The sequence below is a fragment of the Pantoea sp. B_9 genome (genome assembly GCF_008632015.1).
GTDB lineage: Bacteria > Pseudomonadota > Gammaproteobacteria > Enterobacterales > Enterobacteriaceae > Pantoea > Pantoea dispersa.
The window spans coordinates 234,566-257,231 of the sequence record NZ_VWVL01000005.1; the positions used below are offsets into that span (position 1 = coordinate 234,566).

The window sequence follows — 22,666 nt, forward strand, 5'->3', positions numbered from 1 at the left end:
CCGCAGGGCGAAAAGTGATTAGAAGTCGACGTTCACGCCCAGTTGCCAGGTGCGTCCCGGCATCACGGCCAGATTGATGTCGTTGCGCTCCTGCGCGCTGGCGCTGGTCAGCGTGCGGCTGCTGAGGTAATCCCAGTATTTACGATCGGTAATGTTGTAGACACCGCCGCTCAGCCTGACGTTTTTTGTCAGCTGCCAGTAAGCGGTGGCATCGATCAGGCCATAGCCCGGCACGCGCATGTATTCGCTGCTGGCGTCGCTGATGGCCGCCCCGCTGTTGCTGTAGCTCTCACGGTTGGTGGCGCTGGCCTGTTTGCCTTTGACGAAGGTGGCGGTGAGCGCCGCGCCGTAACCGCGCGCTTTGTCGTCCCACGCGACGCCGACAATCGCTTTCAGCGGCGCGACACTGTCGAGATCGATGTATTTGTCGCCCAGATAGCGGGATTTCGCTTTCCCCTCGCTGTAGCCGAGCGCGAACGTGCTGCTCAGGCCATCCACGGTCGGGAACCAGCTGCCGTAGTTGACGCGGGTGCTGATCTCCGCCCCATAAATGTAGGCTTTGTCGCGGTTCTCAGCCTGATAGCTGGTGTAGATGTTGGCCGGAACATTGACGAACATCGCCGGGTTGGTGGCGCGGCGATAGCGGGTGTAGGCAATAAAGTTTTTATAGGTGTTGTAGAACACCGAGGTATTGAGGGTGATGCCGTCGGTCGGCTGTCCTTTCAGACCCCACTCAAAATTGTTGCTGGTCTCGGTTTTCAGATCGGCATTACCAATCAGCGCATACTGCGCGCTGCCGGCGTAGCTTGAACCAAGGTTCCACGAGCCGTACAGCTGGCTGGTGGTCGGGAACTCCACGCCGCGCTTATATTGCAGCCAGGTGGTGAGCGCCGGATTGATATCGTACTGGAAGGTCAGTGACGGCAGCACTTCGGTGTCTGAATTGGTCTTGCCGTACAGTTTTTCCACCTGCTCTTCGGTCAGCACCGTGCTGCCGTTGGTCAGATCGCCGAGGTTCTTCGGTTTGGTGCTTTGATGAATAACGCGCACGCCGGGAATCACCGCGAAATTGTGGCTATCGAGATCGAAATTGATTTTATCCTGCAGATAACCGGCCACGGTCCAGGAACGGCTGTCTGACTGCGGCTGGGTAATGGTGCCGAAGGTGCCCGGGTTCGGCGCCTGGCGGAACGGACGCTCGCTGTTCTCCACGCGCGCGTTGACGCCGCCGCTCAGCTCGTGGCGGCCGAGGGTTTTGCTGGCGCGCGTGTCAAACCCTAAGGTATCGACGTTGTAGTCAGAGTAGACGAAGCCGTACTGACTGGCGCTGGTCGGTAACCAGGTGGTGTCGTGCGCCTCGGTTTGCTGCCAGTAAACCCGCGTGGTCAGCGTATCGATCATCTCGTTGTACGGCGTCCACTCATCGGCAAGATTAATGCCCCAGCGGCGCGAATCGCTCTGCTGTTGCGCAGTGCCCCAAATAGTGTTGCCGCTGCTGCTGTCCCAGGTATCGTAGTGGGTGTGATTAGTTTTGTGGTAGTAGTCGAAGGTGGCGCTCAGCTTGTGCTGATCGTTTGGCTGCCAGATGCCCGACGTCATAAAGGCATCCGAGTGCCAGTTGGCCGGGTAGGCGTCTTTTACGCCGCTGTTGTTGCGCGTCTGCTGGCCGTCGCGGCGGCTGTAGACAAACAGGCCGCGCAGTTCATCATCCCCTGCCGCCGCGGTGATGCCGTTGTGCCAGCTGCGATCTGCCGAACTGTAGTCGCTCTGATAACCGAAATAGTGGGTTTTATCGCTGCTGAGGTAGTCGTCCGGCGACTTGTTATGAAACGATACGTTACCGCCGATGGCGGTGTTAGGTTGTTCCACCGATGTAGCGCCCTTCTCAATTTCGACGCTGCCAAACATATACGGGTCGATGTAGTCGCGACCGATACCGAAGGTATTGTTACCGGCGCGACTGACGTACGGACGACCGGTGGCGTCCGGTACCGGAATGCCATCAATATCCAGACCGACACGGTTACTTTCCAGACCGCGAATGTTGTAGCCGGTATAGCCTGCACGGTCAAAGCCGCTTTTACCGGCTGACGAACCGCCCGCCGCGCCAGTGGCGCTGACCAGCGGCTCATAACGCATAATCGAACCGAAGTCATTGGCGCCGCGATTTTGCAGATCGCTGGCGGTGAGCGTGGTTTTGCTGCCGGCCTGCTGCTTAGGTGCGGTAACGGTCATTACCGGTTCATTGCTGCTGTTGTTCTCTGCGGAACGCGCCAGCGTACTGCTGTCGCTGGCGGCATAGCTGCAGGCTGCGTGAATGGCTGAAGCAAGAACAGCGACTTTACACAGACGCTGCTGAACAGTTCCCTGAAGGTTGAAAGACATGCGCGAAATACCTGGTTAATTGTTAGTATTCGCTCACTTATTTGCTGCCAGAAAACCACGGCTCTATGCTAAAAACCGTGAAACAGCGCGTCACGCTGGCCAGATAATGTTATCGATCCCGGCACCTGTGGCACAGTGTCATGCGCGCTTCAGTGCACAGCTGCCGTATATAACTGGCCGCGGTGCCGCAGGGATGCCTGTGGTATTTATAGAGAGTAAAATGATGGCGAAAACAATTTAATGCAATTGGTAATCATTATCAATATCATTTGCATCAAGATGTATCTTTGTGCGCACAATTTGTTAACCCATGATTAATCAAGCACTAACAGGAGGGATAGGATGGCAGATAAACCGGCAGTAACCATTCACTACTGTACCCAATGTAACTGGCTGCTGCGTTCGGCATGGATGGCGCAGGAGTTGCTGCATACCTTTGCCGGCGATCTCAGCGCGGTCACGCTCCAGCCCGGCAGCGGCGGCGTGTTCGAAATCAGCATTGATGGTCAGGTAATTTGGGAACGCAAACAGGAAGGCGGCTTTCCCGATGCGGCAGCACTGAAGCAGCGGGTGCGCGATGTCTGCTGGCCGGATCGCGAACTGGGGCACGTGGACAAGAAGAAACCGTAACGCGCTTAGCTGTTGGCGATCTTCTCTGCCGCGTCCTGCAGCGCCGCCACGACAATCTCCACCGTGGCCGGTGAAATCTGCTCCTGCGATAACCGATGATTGAGCGTATAGCGAAGCGTATGGATCGCCTGCTCCACCTGTGGAATGCTGCGGTTGTTGACCAGAATCGCCAGCGAAGTAAGCCGCCCGATAATCACCGCCACGTTTTCGCCATTTTCCGCCAGCAGCGCGCGGCCCGCATCGTTAAGCGCGTAGGCTTTGCGCGTGGCCTGGGCATCCACCACGCGAATGGCGTCCATCTCTTCCAGCAGCGTCAGGTTGGGATAAATAATGCCGGGGCTGGGGGAATATTCGCCTTTCGACAACTCTTCCACCGACTTGATCAGCTCATAACCGTGCGCCGCGCCGCTGGCCAGAAAGTGCAGCATCAGCAGGCGAATATCACTGCCATCCAGCATCCTTTCGCGCCGCTTTCTGCGTGCGCCGGCACAGCTGGCACGCTGTGCCGCATCGGCGTGCTCTGGAACATCCCGCTGCTGTTTCATCGCCTTCCCGGGGTCAGTTGAGGGAGGTTGATAGTAGTCTGGTGCCTGGTAAAATTCAACACAGGCGGCAGCGGGCGGGCGCCGGTTATTTCTGATGCCAGTAAGCGACGGCGCGCACCAGGTCGCTGTGCGCCGCGCGCTGCTGAGTAAAGTAATCGCTCAGCTGTTTCACCGCCGCGCCTTCGCCGGTCAGCCAGATGAAGTAGTCATCAGCAGGCAGCATAATCGGGTCCAGCAGCGGCGTCAGCGCCTCAGCCTGCATGTTGCCGCTGCCGAGCCAGCTCACCGTGACGTCCGGCAGGTCGCCAAGATACGCGCGGCCGATTGGCTCATCAACACAGGCCAGCAGATGAATCTGCTGTGCCTGCATTTCCTGATAGCGGCGCTTAAACGCCGGCAGACCGGTCTCATCGCACACATAAATCTGACAGGCATAATCCACCGGCACGACGCATGAGCCGCGCGGGCCGCCCATCGCAATGCGATCGCCCGGCTGAGCGGCACTCGCCCAGCTGCTGGCGACGCCGCCGTCGTGGATGTAAAAATCCAGCGTCAGCGAATCGCTGCCGTTAAAGGCCAGCGGCGTATAGTCGCGCGCCGCCGGGCGCACGCCGTCAGGCCAGACGATGCCTTCGTCGGTCATGTGTGGCAGCGCCAGCGCACCGCCCGGCGTATCCGGGAAAAACACTTTGATGTGGTCGTCAAAAGAGGGCGAGTGGAAACCCGCCAGATCGCTGCCGCTAAAGACGATGCGCCAGAAGGCATCGGCCACCCGCGTTTTGCTGGCGATGGTGATGTGACGGAAGCGTAATTCATTGCGCACGCGTTGTGGAGCGCGGTGGTGAGTCGGGTTTGGCAACGTTTCTCTCCCTGCAGCGACGGTCCCGCGCTACTGCGCTGCCGCACACCGCTGATGGTGCATGTTATCGAAAATCATTCTCATTAAACGCCTTGCAAGATACCTATGATATATTTTCGACGCAATGCCGAAAAATGCTATTGGCGAAAACGGAACCGGTTTTTGCAAGGTGAGGAAGCGTTTTTTGGCGAGGATTTTCACGGCTTGAGGTCGCCATAAATGGCGACCCTACAGCGTGTCCGCGTATTTTTGAAAGGTAACGGCTGTCGGGGATGTGAATGACGAAAAACAATGCCGTTGAATATCTGCACGGCAGAACTGCGCATAAAAAAAGCGGAGAGTCGCCTCTCCGCTTGTTACTGTCTGCGCACCCGATTAGCGGGTCAGATCGTCAAAGAACTTCTTTACGCCATCGAAGAAGCTTTTCGAACGCGGGCTGTTTTTCTCGCCGGTGGGTCCGCCGAAGCTCTCTTCCAGCTCGCGCAGCAGCGCTTTTTGCTTGTCGTTGAGGCTGACCGGGGTTTCCACCACCACGCGACACAGCAGATCGCCGACCGCACCGCCGCGCACCGACTTCACGCCTTTGCCGCGCATGCGGAACAGCTTGCCGGTCTGGGTTTCTGCCGGCACTTTCAGCTTCACGCGACCGTCGAGCGTCGGCACTTCAATCTCGCCGCCCAGCGCTGCCATGGCAAAGTTGATCGGTACTTCGCAGTACAGGTTGTTATCTTCACGCTCAAAGATCGGGTGTTTCTTCACCGAAACCTGCACGTACAGATCGCCAGCCGGTGCGCCATGCTCACCCGCTTCACCTTCTCCGCTGAGGCGGATACGGTCGCCGGTATCGACGCCGGCCGGGATTTTCACCGACAGCGTTTTCTGGCGCTCAACGCGGCCATGGCCGTGACAGGCGTTGCACGGATCTTTAATCACCGAGCCGCGACCGTGACAGGTCGGACAGGCTTGCTGCACGGTAAAGAAGCCCTGACGCATCTGTACCTGGCCCGCACCGTGACAGGTCGGACAGGTCTGCGGCTGGGTGCCCGCTTTGGCGCCGCTGCCGTGGCAGACATCACACTCTTCCAGCGTTGGAATGCGGATCTCTTTGGTCACGCCGCGTACCGCTTCTTCCAGCGTCAGTTCCATGTTGTAGCGTAAATCGGCGCCACGTGAGGCGCGCTGACGGCGACCACCACCAAAGATATCGCCGAACACGTCGCCAAAGATATCGCTGAAGTCGGCACCGCCGCCACCAAAGCCGCCGCCGAAGCCGCCACCACCGCCCTGCTCAAACGCCGCATGACCGTACTGATCGTAAGCTGCACGCTTCTGCGCATCGGTGAGGATCTCGTAGGCTTCCTTGACCTCTTTGAATTTCGTCTCGGCCTCTTTATCGCCCGGATTACGGTCCGGGTGATACTTCATCGCCAGGCGCTTATAGGCCTTTTTGATTTCGCGCTCATCGGCGGATTTTGAGACGCCTAAGATCTCGTAAAAATCACTCTTAGCCATTTTTCTCTGCCCTTAACATGATCGCACGGGCGTGGAGAAATCTCCGACGCCCGTGCTGGTTTCAACGGCTGTCAGGCCAGCCGTCGCGCCCGGTCAGGGGCAATTATTTTTTATCTTTCACTTCTTCGAATTCAGCGTCGACAACGTCGTCATCTTTCTTCGCCGAAGCGTCGCCGGCATCCGCTGCGCCGGCCTGAGCCTGTTGCTGCGCCAGTTCCATCAGCTTGCTGGACACTTCCATCAGCGCCTGCATTTTGGCTTCGATTTCTGCTTTATCTTCGCCTTTCAGCGCGGTGTTCAGCTCGTTCAGGGCAGACTCGATCGGTGCTTTGTCTTCCGCTGACAGTTTGTCACCGGCTTCGTCCAGCTGCTTACGCGTGCTGTGCGCAATCTGGTCACCCTGGTTACGCGTCTGCACCAGCTCTTCGAATTTACGGTCTGACTCGGCGTTAGCTTCCGCGTCACGAACCATTTTTTCGATCTCTTCCTCGTTCAGGCCAGAAGAAGCTTTGATGGTGATCTTCTGCTCTTTCCCGCTGTTTTTGTCCTTCGCAGACACGTGCAGAATACCGTCAGCATCGATGTCGAAGGTCACTTCGATCTGTGGCATACCGCGCGGCGCAGGCTGAATACCGTCGAGGTTAAACTGGCCCAGCGATTTGTTATCCGCTGAACGCTTACGCTCACCCTGCAGCACGTGAATGGTCACGGCAGACTGGTTGTCTTCAGCAGTCGAGAACACCTGGCTGTGCTTGGTTGGGATCGTGGTGTTCTTGCTGATCAGCGACGTCATCACGCCACCCATGGTTTCGATACCCAGCGACAGCGGGGTCACGTCCAGCAGCAGAACGTCTTTTACTTCACCGGCCAGCACGCCGCCCTGTACCGCAGCACCCACAGCGACCGCTTCGTCCGGGTTCACGTCTTTACGTGGCTCTTTACCGAAGAACTCCGCCACTTTCGCCTGCACCATTGGCATACGCGTCTGACCACCAACCAGGATAACGTCGTTGATGTCAGAAACCGACAGGCCAGCGTCGTTCAGCGCCACTTTCAGCGGCTCAATTGAACGGGTAACCAGATCTTCTACCAGTGATTCCAGCTTCGCGCGGGTCACTTTGATGTTCAGGTGCTTAGGACCCGTCGCATCCGCCGTGATGTACGGCAGGTTAACGTCGGTCTGCTGCGCAGAAGAGAGCTCAATTTTCGCTTTCTCTGCGGCTTCTTTCAGGCGCTGCATCGCCAGCGGATCGTTGTGCAGATCGATGCCCTGATCTTTCTTGAATTCGGCAACCAGGTAGTTGATCAGACGGCTGTCGAAGTCTTCACCACCCAGGTGGGTATCACCGTTGGTCGCCAGTACTTCAAAGGTTTTTTCGCCGTCGACTTCGTCGATCTCAATGATAGAGATATCGAAGGTACCGCCACCCAGGTCATATACCGCGATGGTGCGGTTGCCCTGGCCTTTATCCAGGCCGTAAGCCAGTGCCGCTGCGGTCGGTTCGTTGATGATACGTTTTACGTCCAGACCCGCGATACGGCCGGCGTCTTTGGTCGCCTGACGCTGCGCATCGTTGAAGTAAGCTGGAACGGTGATAACCGCTTCGGTTACCGGCTCACCGAGGAAATCTTCCGCGGTTTTCTTCATTTTTTTCAGCACTTCTGCAGAGATCTGCGGCGGTGCCATTTTCTGGCCTTTCACGTCCAGCCATGCGTCACCGTTGTCAGAACCGATGATTTTGTACGGCATGATTTTGATATCACGCTGCACTTCTTCGTCCTGGAAACGACGGCCGATCAGGCGCTTGATTGCAAACAGGGTGTTCTGCGGGTTGGTCACCGCCTGACGTTTAGCCGGTTGACCGACCAGAGTTTCGCCATCCCCGGTATATGCAATGATTGACGGTGTGGTGCGATCGCCTTCGGCGTTTTCAAGCACGCGTGCTTTGCCACCGTCCATAATCGCCACACATGAGTTGGTTGTACCCAGGTCAATACCAATAATCTTACCCATCTAAACGTCTCCCACTTAAATTCTTTGCCAAATTGGGTTGTGAAGCAGAGATGCGGTCACGCTGACCACTTTCAACTGCTGCGGCAGATTTTTTTGCTGCCTCACAATGCTTGATGACAACTAAATGGGGCCGCTTCGAAGCGCATCAAGGGTTAAAACTAAAAAAAATTTAGATTCGCTTACCGCGTGAGATCAAAGTGCGGCAAAAGCCACCTGATTATGATGCAGCGCCCCGCGCCCCACCGCTGTTGGCGCGGGCGTTAAACCAATAAACAATAACGCTGCTGCTGAGGAATTATGGGCAACACCACGCTGGCGAATCCCGCCCCACTGGGCCTGATGGGTTTTGGTATGACCACCATCCTGCTCAACTTACACAATACCGGTCTGTTTGAAATGGATGTGATTATCCTGGCGATGGGCCTCTTTTATGGCGGCATCGCGCAAATCCTTGCCGGGCTGCTGGAGTATAAAAAAGGCAACACCTTCGGCCTGACCGCCTTTACCTCGTACGGTAGCTTCTGGCTGACGCTGGTGGCGATTCTGCTGCTGCCAAAAATGGGACTGGCCGCGGCCGCCGATGGCCATTTCCTCGGCGCTTATCTGGCGCTGTGGGGACTCTTCACGCTGTTTCTGTTCTTTGGCACGCTGCGGGCCGCGAAGATGCTGCAGTTTGTGTTTGCCAGCCTGACGCTGCTGTTTGCGCTGCTGGCTATCGGTCATCTGCTGGATCACGCGGCGCTGCTGCGTATCGCTGGCTGGGTGGGCATCGTCTGTGGTGCCAGCGCCTTTTATCTGGCGATGGGCGAAGTGCTGAACGAGAAGTTTGAGCGCAGCGTGTTGCCGATTGGCGAGTAATCAACGGCGCGCGGAGCCGTGCCGCTCCGCGCGCTGTCATTACGATGAATGCAGCGAGACATCCAGCTGCGCATTAGCCTGGCGGCTGTCATGCCATAACCACAGCGCCACCAGCATACCGATCAGCGCCAGCGCCAGCACGTACCATGCCGGCGCCATCGGCGTCAGCGACATCATCAGCGTCACGCTGATCGGCGTCAGGCCGCCAAAGATGGCATACGACACGTTGTAAGAGAAGGAAATGCCGGTGAAGCGCACCGCCGCTGGAAACGCCCGCACCATAACAAACGGCACCACGCCGACCACGCCCACGCTCAGTCCCGCCAGACCGTACCAGATGAACAGCATCTGCGGCGTGCCGCCAAGCTGCTGGAAAAAGCTCCAGCTGCACAGCGCCAGCAGCAGCGAACCAATCAGTAAGGTACGCGCCGCACCGTAGCGATCGACAATCCAGCCCGCCAGCACGCAGCCGATCAGCAGCATCACGGTCGCGAAACTGTTGGCCTGCAGACTGAGCGCCGCCGGCACGCCATGCTGCTTCTGCATCAGCGTCGGCGCCATCAGAATCACCACCACAATACAGGCTGATAATAGCCAGGTAAGCAGCATCGACACCGCAATACCGCGCTTATGGCTGGCGAGAATGGTCTGTAGCGGCAGTTTTTCCGCCAGCGCTTTGCGCTGCTGCATCTGACGAAATACCGGGGTTTCATGCAGCCAACGACGCAGATACATCGCCAGCAGGCCAAACAGGCCGCCGAGGAAGAAAGGAATGCGCCAGCCGTGATCGCGTATCACCGCCGGCGAGAGCGAAGTATTCAGCACCGTCGCCACCAGCGAACCGAGCAGAATGCCGGCGGTTAAGCCTGCAGTCAGCGTGCCGCAGGCAAAACCGATGCGCTTCTCCGGCACATGCTCCGCAACAAACACCCACGCGCCCGGCACCTCGCCGCCAATGGCCGCGCCCTGCAGCACGCGCATCAGCAGCATCAGTAACGGTGCGGCAATGCCAATGCTGGCGTAGGTGGGCAGCGCGCCCATCGCCAGCGTCGGCAGCGCCATCAGCAGAATACTCAGACTGAACATCTTCTTGCGCCCGACTTTGTCGCCAAAGTGCGCCATGATGATGCCGCCCAGCGGGCGCGCCAGATAACCGGCGGCGAAGATGGCAAAGGTCTGCACCTGACGCAGCCATTCCGGGATGTCTGGCGGAAAGAACAGCTCGCCAATTACCGCAGCGAAGAAGACGAAGATGATAAAATCGTAGAATTCCAGCGCCCCGCCCAGGGCAGCCAGCGCCAGGGTTTTGTAGTCCTGGCGGTTGAGTCGACGCGTTGTCAGCGAATCCATAAGAGTGCGGTATCCAGAGGCCATGTCAGTATAGTTGTAAAGCTGCGGTTACTATACCGTCAATATTTTGCCACACCAGTCACTCTGCATTTTATGCCTGAAAACGGCAATTTTCAGACGTTTGTCTCACGCCGTGCGCTTTTCGGGCGAAAAGCTGCTACCACCTCCGGGTGGGTTTCGACGTAAGGCCCTTCCAGCAGCTGTAAACAATAGGGTACAGCCGCGAAAATCCCTGGCACTTTCACCGTACCGTCATCCGCTTTCAACCCTTCCAGCGTCTCTTTAATCGATTTCGGCTGTCCTGGCAGATTGAGGATCAGCGACTGCTTGCGGATCACGCCCACCTGGCGTGACAGAATCGCGGTCGGCACAAACTGCAGGCTGATCTGCCGCATCTGCTCGCCAAAGCCGGGCATCTCGCGGTCGGCTACCGCCAGAGTCGCATCCGGCGTGACGTCGCGCCGGGCCGGACCGGTACCGCCGGTGGTCAGCACCAGGTGGCAAAAACGTTCGTCGACCAGCTCGCAAATCGCCTGCTCAATCATCGGCTGTTCATCCGGAACCAGGCGGGTTTCAATCTCAAACGGTGTCGCCAGCGCAGCGCTAAGCCAGCTTTCCAGCGCCGGAATGCCCTGATCCTGATAGATGCCGTTAGCGGCCCGATCGGACACGGAAATTAAGCCAATACGTAAAGTATCCATAGAGTTATCGCTGTGTTGACCGCGGGGCGGTGAGAAAAAGGGGAATGGCAGAAAGGATAATACAAAGCATCAGCGAGGGAAACGCGAAAACCGTGGCGACCGGCAGCCGCCACGGCACATCACCTTACAGCAGTTCGGCGATCATCTTCTCAAGTTTGCCCTGGTCGATGGCAAAGTTGCGGATACCTTCGGCCAGTTTGGTCACCGCCATTGGATCCTGGTTGTGCTGCCACAGGAATTCCGCTTCGGTCATTTTAGCCGGACGCGCTTTCACTTCGCCGCTGTAGCTCAGTTTACGCTCTACGCTGCCTTCGCTCTCGGCCAGCTCTTTCAGCAGGCCCGGAGAGATAGTCAGGCGGTCGCAACCGGCCAGCTCGATGATTTCGCCGACGTTACGGAAGCTGGCGCCCATCACCACGGTTTCATAGCCGTGCTGCTTGTAGTAGTTGTAGATCTCAGACACGGATACCACGCCTGGATCTTCATGCGCTGCGTACTCTTTCTTGTCGGTGTTCTGCTTGTACCAGTCGAGGATACGGCCAACAAATGGCGAAATCAGGAACACGCCCGCTTCGGCACAGGCACGCGCCTGGGCGAAGGAGAACAGCAGCGTCAGGTTACAGTTGATGCCTTCTTTCTCCAGCTGCTCCGCCGCGCGGATGCCCTGCCAGGTTGAGGCCAGTTTGATCAGGATACGATCGTTGCTGATGCCGGCATCGTTGTACAGTTTGATCAGGCTGCGTGCTTTCGCGATGCTCGCTTCGGTGTCGTAAGAGAGACGCGCGTCAACTTCAGTAGAGATACGTCCCGGGATCAGTTTGAGAATTTCCAGACCAATGTTAACGGCCAGCTTGTCAGAAACCAGCGCCAGCTGCTCTTCTTTGTTGCTGCTCTGCTGACGTGCCCAGCTAATGGCTTCGTCAATCAGTTTGCGGTATTCAGGGATTTGCGCAGCGTTGAGGATCAAAGAAGGGTTAGTGGTGGCATCCTGCGGTTGGTAGAGTTTCATTGCCGCGATATCACCGGTGTCGGCGACCACAGTAGTCAGCTGACGCAAGGAAGTAAGTTTGTCCGTCATGGTTCTCTTTTCTCTTAAGTTGACTGTCAGGGTGTAAAAGGCTGTTGCGATAATATCACGCAGGCTAAGCGGCGCAACATCGCCGCGTGCCCTTTACGATAGCGCTAACAAATGGGAGCGATTTGCCGATCCGTGCAGCTTTTTTGCTACACTCGTCGCGACATTTTTCCCATCCATCCCCTGAAAACAGCGGGTCAACGAGGACAGACACAATGCTGATGGTTATCTCGCCAGCCAAGACACTGGATTATGAAAGCCCGCTGGCAACGTCACGGTTTACCCAACCGGCGCTGTTAGAAAAATCACAGCAGCTGATTGACGTGGCGCGCGATCTTTCCCCGGCGCAAATCGCTTCGCTGATGGGCATCAGCGACAAACTGGCGCACCTCAACGCCGACCGTTTCAGCCAGTGGCAGCCGCCCTTCTCACCCGATAATGCGCGGCAGGCAATTCTGGCCTTCAAAGGTGATGTTTATACCGGTTTGCAGGCAGAGACCTTCAGCGAAGCCGACTTTGATTTTGCCCAAAAACACCTGCGCATGCTTTCGGGCCTGTACGGCCTGCTGCGCCCGCTGGATTTGATGCAGCCGTACCGCTTAGAGATGGGCATCAAACTGGCGAATCCGGCCGGCAAAGATCTCTACAGCTTCTGGGGCGACCTGCTGACGCAAAAGCTCAACGACGCGCTGGCGGAACAGGGCGATGACGTGCTGATCAACCTCGCCTCCGATGAGTATTTTAAAGCCATCAAGCCGAAGCAGCTGAATGCCGAGCTGGTTAAGCCGGTGTTCCTCGATGAGAAAAACGGTAAGTTCAAGGTGATCAGTTTCTACGCCAAGAAGGCGCGTGGCCTGATGAGCCGTTATGTGATTGAGAAGCGCCTGACGAAACCGACGCAGCTGAAGAAGTTTGATGTTGACGGTTATTTCTTTGATGCGGCGGAGAGTAAGGGTAACGAGCTGGTATTTAAGCGCCGCGAGCAATAACGCCAGCTTCACCTGAATCGTAGCGGCGCAAATCATTGCGCGTCTGTTAAAAACCCGCGCGTTAAATCGCGCCGCCAGAAAAATGCATAACGGGCCGATGTGACCGGCCCGTAAGATATTTACTTCAGCAAAAACGCCCGCAGCGCGGCGAAATCCGCCTTCATGGCATGCGACAGCAGCGGCAAATCGGCGCGCGCGGCCAGCGCTTCCGGCAGCGGCAGCGGCTGGCCGAGAATCTCTTCCACGCTCTCCTTAAACTTCGCCGGATGCGCGGTGCCGAGGAACAGGCCAAACTCCCCTTCCTGCAGCTGATCGCGCAGCAGACGATAGGCAATCGCCGCGTGCGGTTCTGACAGGTAACCCAGCTCTGCCAGCTCGCGCATGGTGGCTTTGGTGGTCTCATCCGACACCGCGCCGTAGGCCAGATCGGTCAGGCGCCAGGTTTTGCGGCGGAACAGCTCTTCCACACGCGGCCAGTTGTTAGGCTGGCTGACATCCATCGCGTTCGACAGCGTTGCCACGGTCGCGTTCGGCTGCCACTGACCGTCGGCAAGGAAGCGCGGCACGGTATCGTTGGCGTTGGTCGCGGCGATAAAGCGCTTGATCGGCAGACCGAGCGATTTCGCCAGCAGACCGGCCGTGAGATCGCCAAAGTTACCGCTTGGCACCGACACCACCAGCTGATTACGTTTCTCCTGCGGCAGCTGCGCCACCGCCTCGAAGTAATAGCAAATCTGTGCCAGCAGACGGCTGATATTGATGGAGTTAGCCGAGTTCAGGCCGATGGCTTTCTTCAACTCTTCGTCATCAAACGCCTGCTTAACCAGCGCCTGGCAGGCATCGAAGTCGCCGTCGATCGCGATGGTTTCAATGTTGCCGCCCAGCGTACAGAACAGCTTCTCCTGCAGCGGACTGATTTTGCCCTGCGGATACAGGATGACCACGCGCACGTTTTCCATGCCGTAGAACGCGTGCGCCACCGCTGCGCCGGTATCGCCGGAGGTCGCGGTCAGAATGGTGATCTGCTCATCCGCGCCAGACACGTACGACAGCATCTGCGCCATAAAGCGCCCGCCGAAATCTTTAAACGCCAGCGTCGGACCGTGGAACAGTTCGAGACAGGCCACATCGTCGCTCACCTGGCTCACCGGTGCCGGGAAAGCAAAGGCGTTCTTCACGCGCTCGGCCAGCTGGTGCGCGGCAATTTCATCGCCGATGTAAGCAGAGAGAATCTTGCTGCTGCGGCTGACGAAATCCATCTCCAGCATCGCATCAATGTCGGTCAGCTCGAATTCCGGCAGTTCCAGCGGGAAAAACAGCCCCTGCTGCGAGCCGAGGCCCTGTTTCACGGCCTGCGCGAAGCTAACCTGCTCGTTATGATCCTTAAGGTTGTAGAGTTTCATGCGTTATCCCAGTTTACGTGCGCCAGCCGTATCAAGACGGCAGATATGGACGAAGCCTTCCTCATTCTGCAGATAGTGCTGGCTCAGCCAGTCTGCCATCCGCTGTGCCGTTGCCATCTCGTTGCAAACGGCGAAAAGTGTCGGGCCAGAGCCCGAAATACCGCAGGCCAGCGCGCCAATGTCGCTGGCCGCCTGCCGCGCCTCAGCAAAGCCCGGCAGCAGTTTGGTGCGATACGGCTCGGCGATCACATCCTGCATCAGTTTAGCCGCCAGCAGCGGCTGACGGGTGTGGCAGGCGTGAATAAAGCCGGCCAGCAGACGACCATGTTTGATGGCATCCTGCTTGCGATACTGCGCCGGCAGGATGGCGCGTGCTTCCGCCGTGGAGACTTTGATGCCCGGATAAGCCATTACCCATAGCCAGTCATCAAAGCACGGCACCTCCTGGCTGATGATCCCGTTCTCTTCAATCATCAGCTGTACGCCGCCGAGGAAGCACGGCGCGACGTTGTCATAGTGCACGCTGCCGGAGATGCGCCCTTCCAGCTCGCCCATCAGCGCCAGCAACTCGGTGTCGTTAAGCGGCTGGCCGCAGAACTCATTCATCGCCATCAGGCCGGCCACTACCGAGCAGGCGCTGGAACCGAGGCCTGAACCAATCGGCATGTTTTTCTCCAGCGTCATCGCCACCGGAACGTCTTTACCAATCGCCTGGCAGAAACGCTGCCAGCACTGGTAAACGATGTTGTCCTGCGGATCGGCGGGCAGTTTGCTGACAAAGCGCCCTTTATTCTGCAGGCTAAACTGGTCTGCCGCTTCGACCGACACGCAGTCGCCCAGCAGCGAGCCATCCACCGGCGAAACCGCCGCGCCCAGCACATCAAAGCCGACGCTGACGTTACCTATCGAGGCCGGTGCATAAATTTTTACCATCATTAAACTCCCAACTTCCACGTCAGCGTGCGCAGCAAATCGGCAAACACACCCGCCGCGGTGACATCATTCCCCGCGCCATATCCGCGCAGAACCAGCGGGATCGGCTGATAATAGCGGCTGTAAAACGCCAGGGCGTTCTCGCCGTTCTTCACTTTGTACAGCGGATCGTTGCCGTCCACCGCATCGATTTTAACTTTGCAGGCGCCGCCCTCTTCAATCGCGCCGACGAAGCGTAACACTTTACCCTCATCACGCGCTTTGGCAACGCGCGCGGCAAAGGCGTTGTCCAGCTCCGGCAGCCGCGCCATAAACTGATCGACGTCGGCGATGTCCGTCAGGCTGGCGGGCAGCAGCGGTTCGATGTCGATGTCGCTCAGCTCCAGCTGGTGACCCGCTTCACGCGCCAGAATCAGCAGCTTACGCGCCACGTCAGTACCGGACAGGTCGTCACGCGGATCCGGCTCGGTAAAGCCCAGCTCGCGCGCCATGCGGGTGGCTTCGGACAGCGTCACGCCCTCATCCAACTTGCCGAAGATAAACGACAGCGAGCCCGACAGGATGCCGGAGAATTTGATCAGCTCATCGCCGGCGTTCAGCAGGTTCTGCAGGTTTTCAATCACCGGCAGACCGGCACCGACGTTGGTGTCGTAAAGGAACTTACGGCGCGATTTCGCCGCCGCCGCACGCATCTGCTGGTAGTAATTCCACGACGAGGTATTGGCCTTTTTATTCGGCGTGACCACGTGGAAACCTTCGGCGAGGAAGTCTGCGTACTGATCGGCCACCGCCTGGCTGGAGGTACAGTCGACGATCACCGGGTTGAGCAGATGGTACTCTTTCACCAGACGAATCAGCCGGCCGAGGTTAAACGGCTCTTTGGCTTCCGCCAGCGCCGCCTTCCAGTTGCTGAGGTCGATGCCGTGCACGTTGGTCAGCAGCGCATGCGAATTGGCGATGCCGCACACGCGCAGATCGATATGCTTGCCCTTCAGCCACGCCTGCTGACGGTGCAGCTGCTCAAGCAGCGCGCCGCCGACACCGCCGACGCCCACCACAAACACTTCGATCACCTGATCGGTGGCGAACAGCATCTGATGCACCACGCGTACACCAGTGGTGACGTCATCGTTGCTGACCACGACCGAGATAGAACGCTCAGAGGAGCCCTGAGCAATCGCCACGATATTGATGTTGGCGCGTGCCAGCGCCGAGAAAAATTTAGCGGAGATGCCGCGCAGCGTGCGCATGCCGTCGCCCACCACCGAAATCACCGCCAGCTGCTCCAGCACGTCGAGCGGATCGAGCAGGCCATCTTTCAGTTCGAGGTAGAATTCCTCTTCCAGTACGCGACGTGCGCGCGCCTGCTCGCTCTGCGGCACGCAGAAGCTGATGCTGTATTCGGAGGAGGATTGAGTAATCAGCACCACGGAAATGCCGGTGCGCGACATCGCGGCAAACACGCGCGCCGCCATGCCCACCATCCCTTTCATGCCCGGACCGGAGACGTTAAACATCGCCATGTTATTCAGATTGGTGATGCCTTTTACCGGATTTTCATCCACTTCGCCTTCGCCGCCAATCAGAGTGCCCGGCGCCTGAGGATTGGCGGTATTTTTGATTAAGCACGGAATCTGGAACTGAGCAATCGGCGCGATGGTGCGCGGGTGCAGCACTTTGGCACCAAAGTAGGAGAGCTCCATCGCCTCCTGATAGGACATCGACTTCAGCAGACGCGCATCCGGTACCTGACGCGGATCGCAGGTGTAAACGCCATCGACATCGGTCCAGATTTCACAGCAGTCCGCGCGCAGACACGCCGCCAGCACGGCCGCTGAGTAGTCGGAGCCGTTACGCCCCAGCACCACCAGCTCGCCCTTCTCATTGCCGGCGGTGAAGCCCGCCATCAGGATCATATGATCGGTCGGGATCTGGCTGGCCGCGATACGCCGGGTGGATTCGGCGATATCCACGGTCGATTCAAGATAGTGGCCCACCGCCAGCAGTTTTTCGACCGGATCGATCACCGTCACTTTGTGGCCGCGCGCCTGCAGCAGCGCTTCCATGATGGCAATAGACAGCTTCTCACCACGACAGATAATGGCGGCGTTGACGGCATCCGGGCACTGGCCCAGCAGGCTGATGCCGTGCAGCACCTGTTTCAGCTGGGCAAACTCCAGCTCAACGCGGGTTTTCAGGCCATCGTAATCGAAACCTGGCTGAGCGTCGGCCAGCCCCTGCAGCAGTTCGGCAAAAATGCGTTCGGCATCGCTGATATTCGGCAGTGCATCCTGACCGCTGATGGTTTTCTCAATCATCGCTACCAGATGATTGGTGATTTTCGCTGGCGCAGAGAGCACGGTGGCAACCTGTCCCTGTTGCGCATTGCTTTCCAGAATATCTGCCACGCGGAGAAAACGTTCCGCATTGGCTACCGAGGTTCCGCCGAATTTCAGCACTCGCATGATTGAAGCTCTCCTGAATTTTTGCCGAAAAAAAAGCCCGCACTGTTGAGGTGCGGGCTTCTTTCTTTTGTTTTTCCTGTATGCGTCAGCCCGCACCGTTACCTGTGGTAATGGTGGTGGTAATAATAATGGTGGTGTTCAGGCTGTGGTTACGCATTGAGATTTTTTCTGTCTGTCTTTGTCTTGTCCGTCTGCCTTCCAGAAGTAAAGCAAAGCGCACGTTAAGTCAACGAATTTGTCTTTGCACCCGAATGGTGCTGCTGCGCAGTGCTGCGCCGCAGACGCCGAAACGGATTGCGATCGTTCAGGCAGCGTCACAGACGCCCGATCACTCACTGTCCGGAGCCGGTTTTCCCGAGCAATTATCTATAAGTTTTTTTTCTACGTCGTGCAGCAAACGGTGCAGCATGGCGCTGTCGCGCTGCTCAAGCAGACCAATGCGCTGATCGATCCAGTCCGCCAGCTTGGCATCATTGCTGACGTCCAGCGTCACCAGCAGCTGATGAAAACGCTGGCGCAGCGCCTGCAGCTGCTGCGCGTTAGCCGCCTCAACCGGCGCGGCCGCCACCTGATGCAGCGCCGACAGCTGATAGCAGTACACCATCACCGCCTGGCCGAGATTCAGCGAAGGATAGTCCTGCGCCATCGGAATGCCGGTCAGCAGATCAACCTGTTCCAGCTCCTCATTAGTCAGCCCGCTGTCTTCGCGGCCAAACACCAGCGCGATGCGATTCAGCCACTGACGCTTCTCCTGCAGGATGGTTTCGACCTGCGCCGGCGTGGCGTAATAGCGAAACTTCGCCCGGCTGCGGGCGGTAGTGGCCACGGAAAAATCGACATCCGCCAGCGCGGCGCTCAGCGTGTCATAGGTTTTCACGTGGTCAAGAATCTCACCGGCGCCGTGGGCCACACGCCGCGCGGCCGGATCCTGCCAGGCGTCACTGGCGACAATACGCAACTCGCTAAATCCCATGGTTTTCATGGCGCGGGCGGCCGCGCCGATATTCTCCGGGCGAGCGGGTGAGACAAGGATCAGGGGGAAATGCATGATTTTTCCATCGAACGGTTAATAACCCGACCTATGTTGGCATGCAGGCGACAAAATACCAACCGCACGGGCCTGAGAAAATAAGATGTTAAGGATGTTAAAACAGGGCAAAAATGCCGGGAAGGCGTAATTATGCGTAATAAGCAAAATTTATGCACTAAACCCATATTAAAACATTATTTTTCATACAATTGAAAAGTTATTACCTGCAGGTTTTACTTTTGCGCTGATGCAGCTGAAATGTAGCGAAAATGCTGCTTTTTGTGAGCTAAGCTGGCATTCCAGTAGAAGTTTTTCATAAAAGTGTTAACGTGCTACACTTGCATTTGATATAAGTCAACGAAGCGTTGTTTTTATGCTTATCGGTTGTTGTTGGTGCTGTTAGGTTGCTGTTAATACGGTTAGGATAAGCGCCAGTCCGATACCCACGGGGCACGCAAATATTCATCCTGACTGGCTGAGCTAACACTGAAGTTGACGTAGATGGATGGTGTATTCCGAAGATCATTTCGTACACCGGTTGCGAACGGCCCACTGTTCAGTGGAACAGTTATGGCAACCGCCGTACGCCCTGTTTTCGATTTGTTGGCAAATTTTAGGTAGCGAAACATGCAGACCCCGCACATTCTTATCGTTGAAGACGAACTGGTCACGCGTAACACCCTCAAAAGTATCTTTGAGGCCGAAGGTTACGTGGTCTATGAAGCCACCGACGGCGCCGAGATGCATCAGGTTTTGACCGATAACGACGTCAATCTGGTGATTATGGATATCAACCTGCCGGGCAAAAACGGTTTACTGCTGGCGCGTGAACTGCGCGAACAGGCTAACGTCGCCCTGATGTTCCTCACTGGCCGTGATAACGAAGTGGATAAAATCCTCGGTCTGGAGATCGGTGCCGACGACTACATCACCAAGCCATTTAATCCACGTGAGCTGACGATTCGTGCGCGCAACCTGCTGTCGCGTACCATGAATCTGGCGATGCCGAGCGAAGAGCGCCGTCAGGTCGAGAGCTATCGCTTCAACGGCTGGGAACTGGATATTAACAGCCGCTCGCTGATCAGCCCGAACGGCGATCAGTACAAGCTGCCGCGCAGTGAGTTCCGCGCCATGCTGCACTTCTGTGAAAACCCAGGCAAAATCCAGACGCGTGCTGACCTGCTGAAGAAAATGACCGGTCGCGAGCTGAAGCCGCATGACCGCACGGTGGATGTCACTATTCGCCGCATCCGCAAACACTTTGAGTCGACGCCGGATACGCCGGAAATCATCGCCACTATCCACGGCGAAGGCTACCGCTTCTGCGGCGAGCTGCAGGATTAAGCGTCCGTCGCGAAACAAAAAAACGCCCGTCAGGGCGTTTTTTTATCGGCTCAGTGCCACGGCATAATCGGCACCGCGCTCAGCGCATTTTTCGGTGAGCCATCAACTACTTTATCCGAATAGCTCAGGTACACCAGCGCATGACGTTTCTGGTCAAAGAAGCGCACCACCTGCAGCTTTTTAAACACCAGCGAAGTGCGTTTGCGGAACACCACTTCACCCTGCGCCTTGCCCTGCGCGATTTTATCGCTAAGCTCTATCGGTCCCACCTGCTGACAGGAGATGGCCGCGTCGGAAGTATCTTCCGCCAGACCCAGTCCGCCCTTAATACCGCCGGTTTTTGCCCGGCTGATATAACAGGTTACATTTTTAACGTCGGGGTCATCGAAGGCTTCCACCACGATCTTATGATCGGGGCCAAACATCTTGAATACGGTGTCAACGGAGCCGATCTCCTCGGCCAGCACGCTCTGACTCAACATAAATGTTGCCAGCGTGACTATAAGATTGCGAGCTATTGTCATTGAGTTACCATTGCAAACGGAATAGATGTGAATGTAATGTACTGTTAATCGAACCGAGAACCAAACCTAACGGGTTTCAACCCGCATTGATGTAGCACAGTTAACTGGCAAACCACCCCCGCGCCGTTGTGCAATTCGTGCTACTATTCGGTGACTTCATCGTTGCGCCACCAGAGAGTTATGAGGATGTTTTATGGACCAAGCCGGTATCATTCGCGATTTGCTTGTCTGGCTGGAAAGCCATCTGGATCAACCCCTTTCGCTCGATAACGTTGCGCTAAAAGCGGGCTATTCCAAGTGGCACCTGCAGCGAATGTTCAAGGAAGTTACTGGCCACGCCATCGGCGCGTATATCCGCGCCCGCCGGCTGTCCAAGGCCGCCGTCGCGCTGCGTCTCACCAGCCGGCCGATCCTCGACATTGCGCTGCAGTATCGCTTCGATTCGCAGCAAACCTTTACCCGCGCGTTTAAAAAGCAGTTCAATCAGACACCTGCGTGGTATCGCCGCTCGTCGGAGTGGAATTCGTACGGCATTCGCCCGCCGATTCGCCTCGATGATTACCCGATGCCGCAGGCGCAGTTCGTCACGCTGCCGGAAACGGTGCTGGTGGGGCAAACGCAGAGCTATACCTGTACGCTGGAGCAGATCTCCAGCTACCGCGACGAGATGCGCATCCACTTCTGGAAGCAGTTCCTGCTGGAGACCGATACCGTGCCGCCGGTGCTGTACGGCCTGCATCAGGTACGCGCCAGCCATGAGAAGGATGATGAGCAGGAGATTCTGTACACCACGGCGGTGCCGGCCGACCAGCAGGCGCTGAGCATGCAGTCAAACCAGAGCGTGATTCTGGAAGCCGGGGATTATGTGCAGTTCAGCTATCAGGGACCGCGCACTGCGCTGCAGGAGTTTATTCTGCTGCTGTACGGCACCTGTATGCCAACCCTCGGCCTGGTGCGCCGTCAGGGCCAGGATATTGAGCGTTTCTATACGCACGGTGGCAAGAAGCGCAGCGAGCCGCCAATGGAGATTCGCTGCGAATATCTGATTCCAATTCGTCCGCAGCAGTAACGGGCGTTGTCGACGGTCGCCATGAATGGCGACCCTACAGAAGCATCACCGTTTGTCGCCGATGCGTACTGACCGTGCTCCCGTAGGGCGCGCATTCATGCGCACCGATTCAACCGCAGCAACAACCCCTACCGTTTGTCGCCGATGCGCATTGCCCATGCTCCCGTAGGGTGCGCATTCATGCGCACCGATTCAACCGCAGCAACAACCCCCACCGTTTGTTGTTGATGCGCATTGCCCATGCCCTCGTAGGGTGCGCATTGATGCGCACCGATACGCGATCATTGATACGCACCGATACGCGGTCATTCTGCGTCATGTGCTACCGCGCTTAACGCTGCAGCTCATCCAGCGCCGGGGCATCCAGATGCGACACATCGCCTGCCGTCTCCACCACCCAGCCGGCGGCGAGCCAGGCGCTTTGCTGATGATCGACGCGCGAAATCGAGCAGTTACGCAGACGCAAACGGCGCTCCGCATGGGCCGGCAGCCCGAGAATGGTACTCACCAGCACGCCCAGCGCCATGCCGTGACTCACCAGCAGCGGACGGCTACCCGCCGGCAGATCGAGACAGGCATTGAGCGCGGCATGCATGCGCGTCGCCATCTCTTCCATCGATTCGCCGCCCGGAATCCGGCCGCCTTCGGTGCCATCCACCAGCGCTTTACGCCAGCTCTCCTCTTCCGCCGTCAGGCCGTCGAGCGGACGCTGCTCCAGACAGCCCATATTGAGCTCGCGCAGGCGGGCATCGAGCGTCACCGTACAACCGCAGGCATCAGCGATAATCTCCGCGGTGCGCCGGGTACGTCCTAAATCGCTGGCAATCACGTGAGTAATGCCCAGCGATTTCACGCGCTCGCCTACCTGATGCGCCTGCTGCTCACCTTTATCCGTCAGCGGACTGTCGGACTGCCCCTGAATGCGTCGGGCCGCATTCCAAACCGTTTCACCGTGACGAACAAGATAGACCTGTAACATG

The 22,666-nt window shown here is 57.4% G+C and carries 20 protein-coding genes and 1 other annotated feature; of the genes, 5 read left to right on the plus strand and 15 right to left on the minus strand.

The genetic code is table 11. From position 1 onward, the window contains the following. Positions 1-18 precede the first annotated feature (18 nt). Positions 19-2,385 carry a TonB-dependent receptor domain-containing protein gene (locus tag F3I21_RS16555; protein WP_150059350.1) on the minus strand — a complete coding sequence of 789 codons (2,367 nt, stop codon included), beginning with the start codon at positions 2,383-2,385 and terminating at the stop codon, positions 19-21. A 342-nt stretch (positions 2,386-2,727) separates the two neighbouring features. Between F3I21_RS16555 and F3I21_RS16560 the strand changes: the two genes are divergently transcribed. Next, a complete protein-coding gene (locus F3I21_RS16560) occupies positions 2,728-3,015 on the plus strand; it encodes a SelT/SelW/SelH family protein (protein WP_021506610.1) in 288 nt (95 codons plus the stop codon). A 5-nt stretch (positions 3,016-3,020) separates the two neighbouring features. On the opposite strand, the gene F3I21_RS16565 is transcribed toward F3I21_RS16560, so the two are convergent. From F3I21_RS16565 to dnaK, 4 genes are all read right to left on the minus strand, one after another. Beyond that, positions 3,021-3,560, minus strand: a complete 540-nt coding sequence (locus F3I21_RS16565; RefSeq protein ID WP_150059351.1) for a PadR family transcriptional regulator — start codon at positions 3,558-3,560, stop codon at positions 3,021-3,023. An 85-nt stretch (positions 3,561-3,645) separates the two neighbouring features. Further along, positions 3,646-4,419, minus strand: coding sequence for a siderophore-interacting protein (locus tag F3I21_RS16570; protein WP_150059352.1), 774 nt, complete (start codon positions 4,417-4,419; stop codon positions 3,646-3,648). A gap of 375 nt (positions 4,420-4,794) precedes the next feature. After that, entirely contained in the window at positions 4,795-5,931 is a 1,137-nt protein-coding gene (gene dnaJ, locus F3I21_RS16575; protein WP_021508663.1) for a molecular chaperone DnaJ, read from the minus strand. Between the two features lie 103 nt (positions 5,932-6,034). Further along, on the minus strand, positions 6,035-7,945 hold the full coding sequence (dnaK, locus tag F3I21_RS16580) for a molecular chaperone DnaK (RefSeq protein WP_021508662.1): 1,911 nt from the start codon (positions 7,943-7,945) through the stop codon (positions 6,035-6,037). A gap of 297 nt (positions 7,946-8,242) precedes the next feature. Between dnaK and satP the strand changes: the two genes are divergently transcribed. Continuing rightward, positions 8,243-8,803, plus strand: coding sequence for an acetate uptake transporter (gene satP, locus F3I21_RS16585; RefSeq protein WP_059011785.1), 561 nt, complete (start codon positions 8,243-8,245; stop codon positions 8,801-8,803). 39 nt (positions 8,804-8,842) lie between these two features. Here satP and F3I21_RS16590 read toward each other — a convergent pair whose 3' ends face one another. From F3I21_RS16590 to tal, 3 genes are all read right to left on the minus strand, one after another. Further along, entirely contained in the window at positions 8,843-10,153 is a 1,311-nt protein-coding gene (locus F3I21_RS16590) for an MFS transporter (protein ID WP_150059353.1), read from the minus strand. A 113-nt stretch (positions 10,154-10,266) separates the two neighbouring features. After that, positions 10,267-10,854, minus strand: a complete 588-nt coding sequence (mog, locus tag F3I21_RS16595; protein ID WP_058771520.1) for a molybdopterin adenylyltransferase — start codon at positions 10,852-10,854, stop codon at positions 10,267-10,269. 124 nt (positions 10,855-10,978) lie between these two features. Further along, the gene (gene tal, locus F3I21_RS16600; RefSeq protein WP_058757131.1) at positions 10,979-11,932 is read right to left on the minus strand and encodes a transaldolase; all 954 of its coding nucleotides are present in this window, start codon (positions 11,930-11,932) and stop codon (positions 10,979-10,981) included. A gap of 212 nt (positions 11,933-12,144) precedes the next feature. Here tal and yaaA point away from each other — a divergent pair, with 212 nt between their 5' ends. Continuing rightward, positions 12,145-12,918, plus strand: coding sequence for a peroxide stress protein YaaA (yaaA, locus tag F3I21_RS16605; protein WP_058757132.1), 774 nt, complete (start codon positions 12,145-12,147; stop codon positions 12,916-12,918). Positions 12,919-13,037: 119 nt separating this feature from the next. Here the strand turns inward: yaaA and thrC are convergent, their stop codons facing one another. From thrC to F3I21_RS16630, 5 genes are all read right to left on the minus strand, one after another. Continuing rightward, the gene (gene thrC, locus F3I21_RS16610) at positions 13,038-14,321 is read right to left on the minus strand and encodes a threonine synthase (protein WP_021508656.1); all 1,284 of its coding nucleotides are present in this window, start codon (positions 14,319-14,321) and stop codon (positions 13,038-13,040) included. 3 nt (positions 14,322-14,324) lie between these two features. Then, complete coding sequence (gene thrB, locus F3I21_RS16615) at positions 14,325-15,254, minus strand: homoserine kinase (protein WP_031279903.1); 930 nt, start codon at positions 15,252-15,254, stop codon at positions 14,325-14,327. A gap of 2 nt (positions 15,255-15,256) precedes the next feature. Next, entirely contained in the window at positions 15,257-17,719 is a 2,463-nt protein-coding gene (thrA, locus tag F3I21_RS16620) for a bifunctional aspartate kinase/homoserine dehydrogenase I (protein ID WP_021508654.1), read from the minus strand. Positions 17,720-17,745: 26 nt separating this feature from the next. Beyond that, positions 17,746-17,869 (minus strand) — a sequence feature (Thr leader region). Beyond that, positions 17,805-17,876 (minus strand): thr operon leader peptide, encoded by a 72-nt coding sequence (gene thrL / locus F3I21_RS23425; RefSeq protein WP_128601299.1) that lies wholly within the window; start codon positions 17,874-17,876, stop codon positions 17,805-17,807. (Overlaps the previous feature by 65 nt.) 171 nt (positions 17,877-18,047) lie before the next feature. Continuing rightward, entirely contained in the window at positions 18,048-18,767 is a 720-nt protein-coding gene (locus F3I21_RS16630; protein ID WP_104093702.1) for a tRNA/rRNA methyltransferase, read from the minus strand. Positions 18,768-19,376: 609 nt separating this feature from the next. On the opposite strand from F3I21_RS16630, the gene arcA reads away from it, so the two are divergent. After that, positions 19,377-20,093 carry a two-component system response regulator ArcA gene (arcA, locus tag F3I21_RS16635; protein ID WP_021508652.1) on the plus strand — a complete coding sequence of 239 codons (717 nt, stop codon included), beginning with the start codon at positions 19,377-19,379 and terminating at the stop codon, positions 20,091-20,093. Between the two features lie 50 nt (positions 20,094-20,143). On the opposite strand, the gene creA is transcribed toward arcA, so the two are convergent. Beyond that, positions 20,144-20,617, minus strand: a complete 474-nt coding sequence (gene creA / locus F3I21_RS16640; protein ID WP_022548913.1) for a protein CreA — start codon at positions 20,615-20,617, stop codon at positions 20,144-20,146. 193 nt (positions 20,618-20,810) lie between these two features. Here creA and robA point away from each other — a divergent pair, with 193 nt between their 5' ends. After that, entirely contained in the window at positions 20,811-21,686 is an 876-nt protein-coding gene (gene robA / locus F3I21_RS16645; protein WP_021508651.1) for an MDR efflux pump AcrAB transcriptional activator RobA, read from the plus strand. A gap of 331 nt (positions 21,687-22,017) precedes the next feature. Here robA and gpmB read toward each other — a convergent pair whose 3' ends face one another. Then, positions 22,018-22,665 (minus strand): 2,3-diphosphoglycerate-dependent phosphoglycerate mutase GpmB, encoded by a 648-nt coding sequence (gene gpmB, locus F3I21_RS16650; RefSeq protein ID WP_021508687.1) that lies wholly within the window; start codon positions 22,663-22,665, stop codon positions 22,018-22,020. Between the last annotated feature and the right edge of the window lies 1 nt (position 22,666).

Bases quoted from the DNA above. Each gene is read 5' to 3' on its own strand.
- F3I21_RS16565 (WP_150059351.1), bottom strand. From the start codon at position 3,560: ATGAAACAGCAGCGGGATGTTCCAGAGCACGCCGATGCGGCACAGCGT.
- arcA (WP_021508652.1), top strand. From the start codon at position 19,377: ATGCAGACCCCGCACATTCTTATCGTTGAAGACGAACTGGTCACGCGT.
- F3I21_RS16560 (WP_021506610.1), top strand. From the start codon at position 2,728: ATGGCAGATAAACCGGCAGTAACCATTCACTACTGTACCCAATGTAAC.
- gpmB (WP_021508687.1), bottom strand. From the start codon at position 22,665: ATGTTACAGGTCTATCTTGTTCGTCACGGTGAAACGGTTTGGAATGCG.
- F3I21_RS16555 (WP_150059350.1), bottom strand. From the start codon at position 2,385: ATGTCTTTCAACCTTCAGGGAACTGTTCAGCAGCGTCTGTGTAAAGTC.
- mog (WP_058771520.1), bottom strand. From the start codon at position 10,854: ATGGATACTTTACGTATTGGCTTAATTTCCGTGTCCGATCGGGCCGCT.
- dnaK (WP_021508662.1), bottom strand. From the start codon at position 7,945: ATGGGTAAGATTATTGGTATTGACCTGGGTACAACCAACTCATGTGTG.
- dnaJ (WP_021508663.1), bottom strand. From the start codon at position 5,931: ATGGCTAAGAGTGATTTTTACGAGATCTTAGGCGTCTCAAAATCCGCC.
- tal (WP_058757131.1), bottom strand. From the start codon at position 11,932: ATGACGGACAAACTTACTTCCTTGCGTCAGCTGACTACTGTGGTCGCC.
- F3I21_RS16630 (WP_104093702.1), bottom strand. From the start codon at position 18,767: ATGCATTTCCCCCTGATCCTTGTCTCACCCGCTCGCCCGGAGAATATC.
- satP (WP_059011785.1), top strand. From the start codon at position 8,243: ATGGGCAACACCACGCTGGCGAATCCCGCCCCACTGGGCCTGATGGGT.
- creA (WP_022548913.1), bottom strand. From the start codon at position 20,617: ATGACAATAGCTCGCAATCTTATAGTCACGCTGGCAACATTTATGTTG.
- yaaA (WP_058757132.1), top strand. From the start codon at position 12,145: ATGCTGATGGTTATCTCGCCAGCCAAGACACTGGATTATGAAAGCCCG.
- thrC (WP_021508656.1), bottom strand. From the start codon at position 14,321: ATGAAACTCTACAACCTTAAGGATCATAACGAGCAGGTTAGCTTCGCG.
- F3I21_RS16590 (WP_150059353.1), bottom strand. From the start codon at position 10,153: ATGGATTCGCTGACAACGCGTCGACTCAACCGCCAGGACTACAAAACC.
- robA (WP_021508651.1), top strand. From the start codon at position 20,811: ATGGACCAAGCCGGTATCATTCGCGATTTGCTTGTCTGGCTGGAAAGC.
- thrB (WP_031279903.1), bottom strand. From the start codon at position 15,254: ATGGTAAAAATTTATGCACCGGCCTCGATAGGTAACGTCAGCGTCGGC.
- thrA (WP_021508654.1), bottom strand. From the start codon at position 17,719: ATGCGAGTGCTGAAATTCGGCGGAACCTCGGTAGCCAATGCGGAACGT.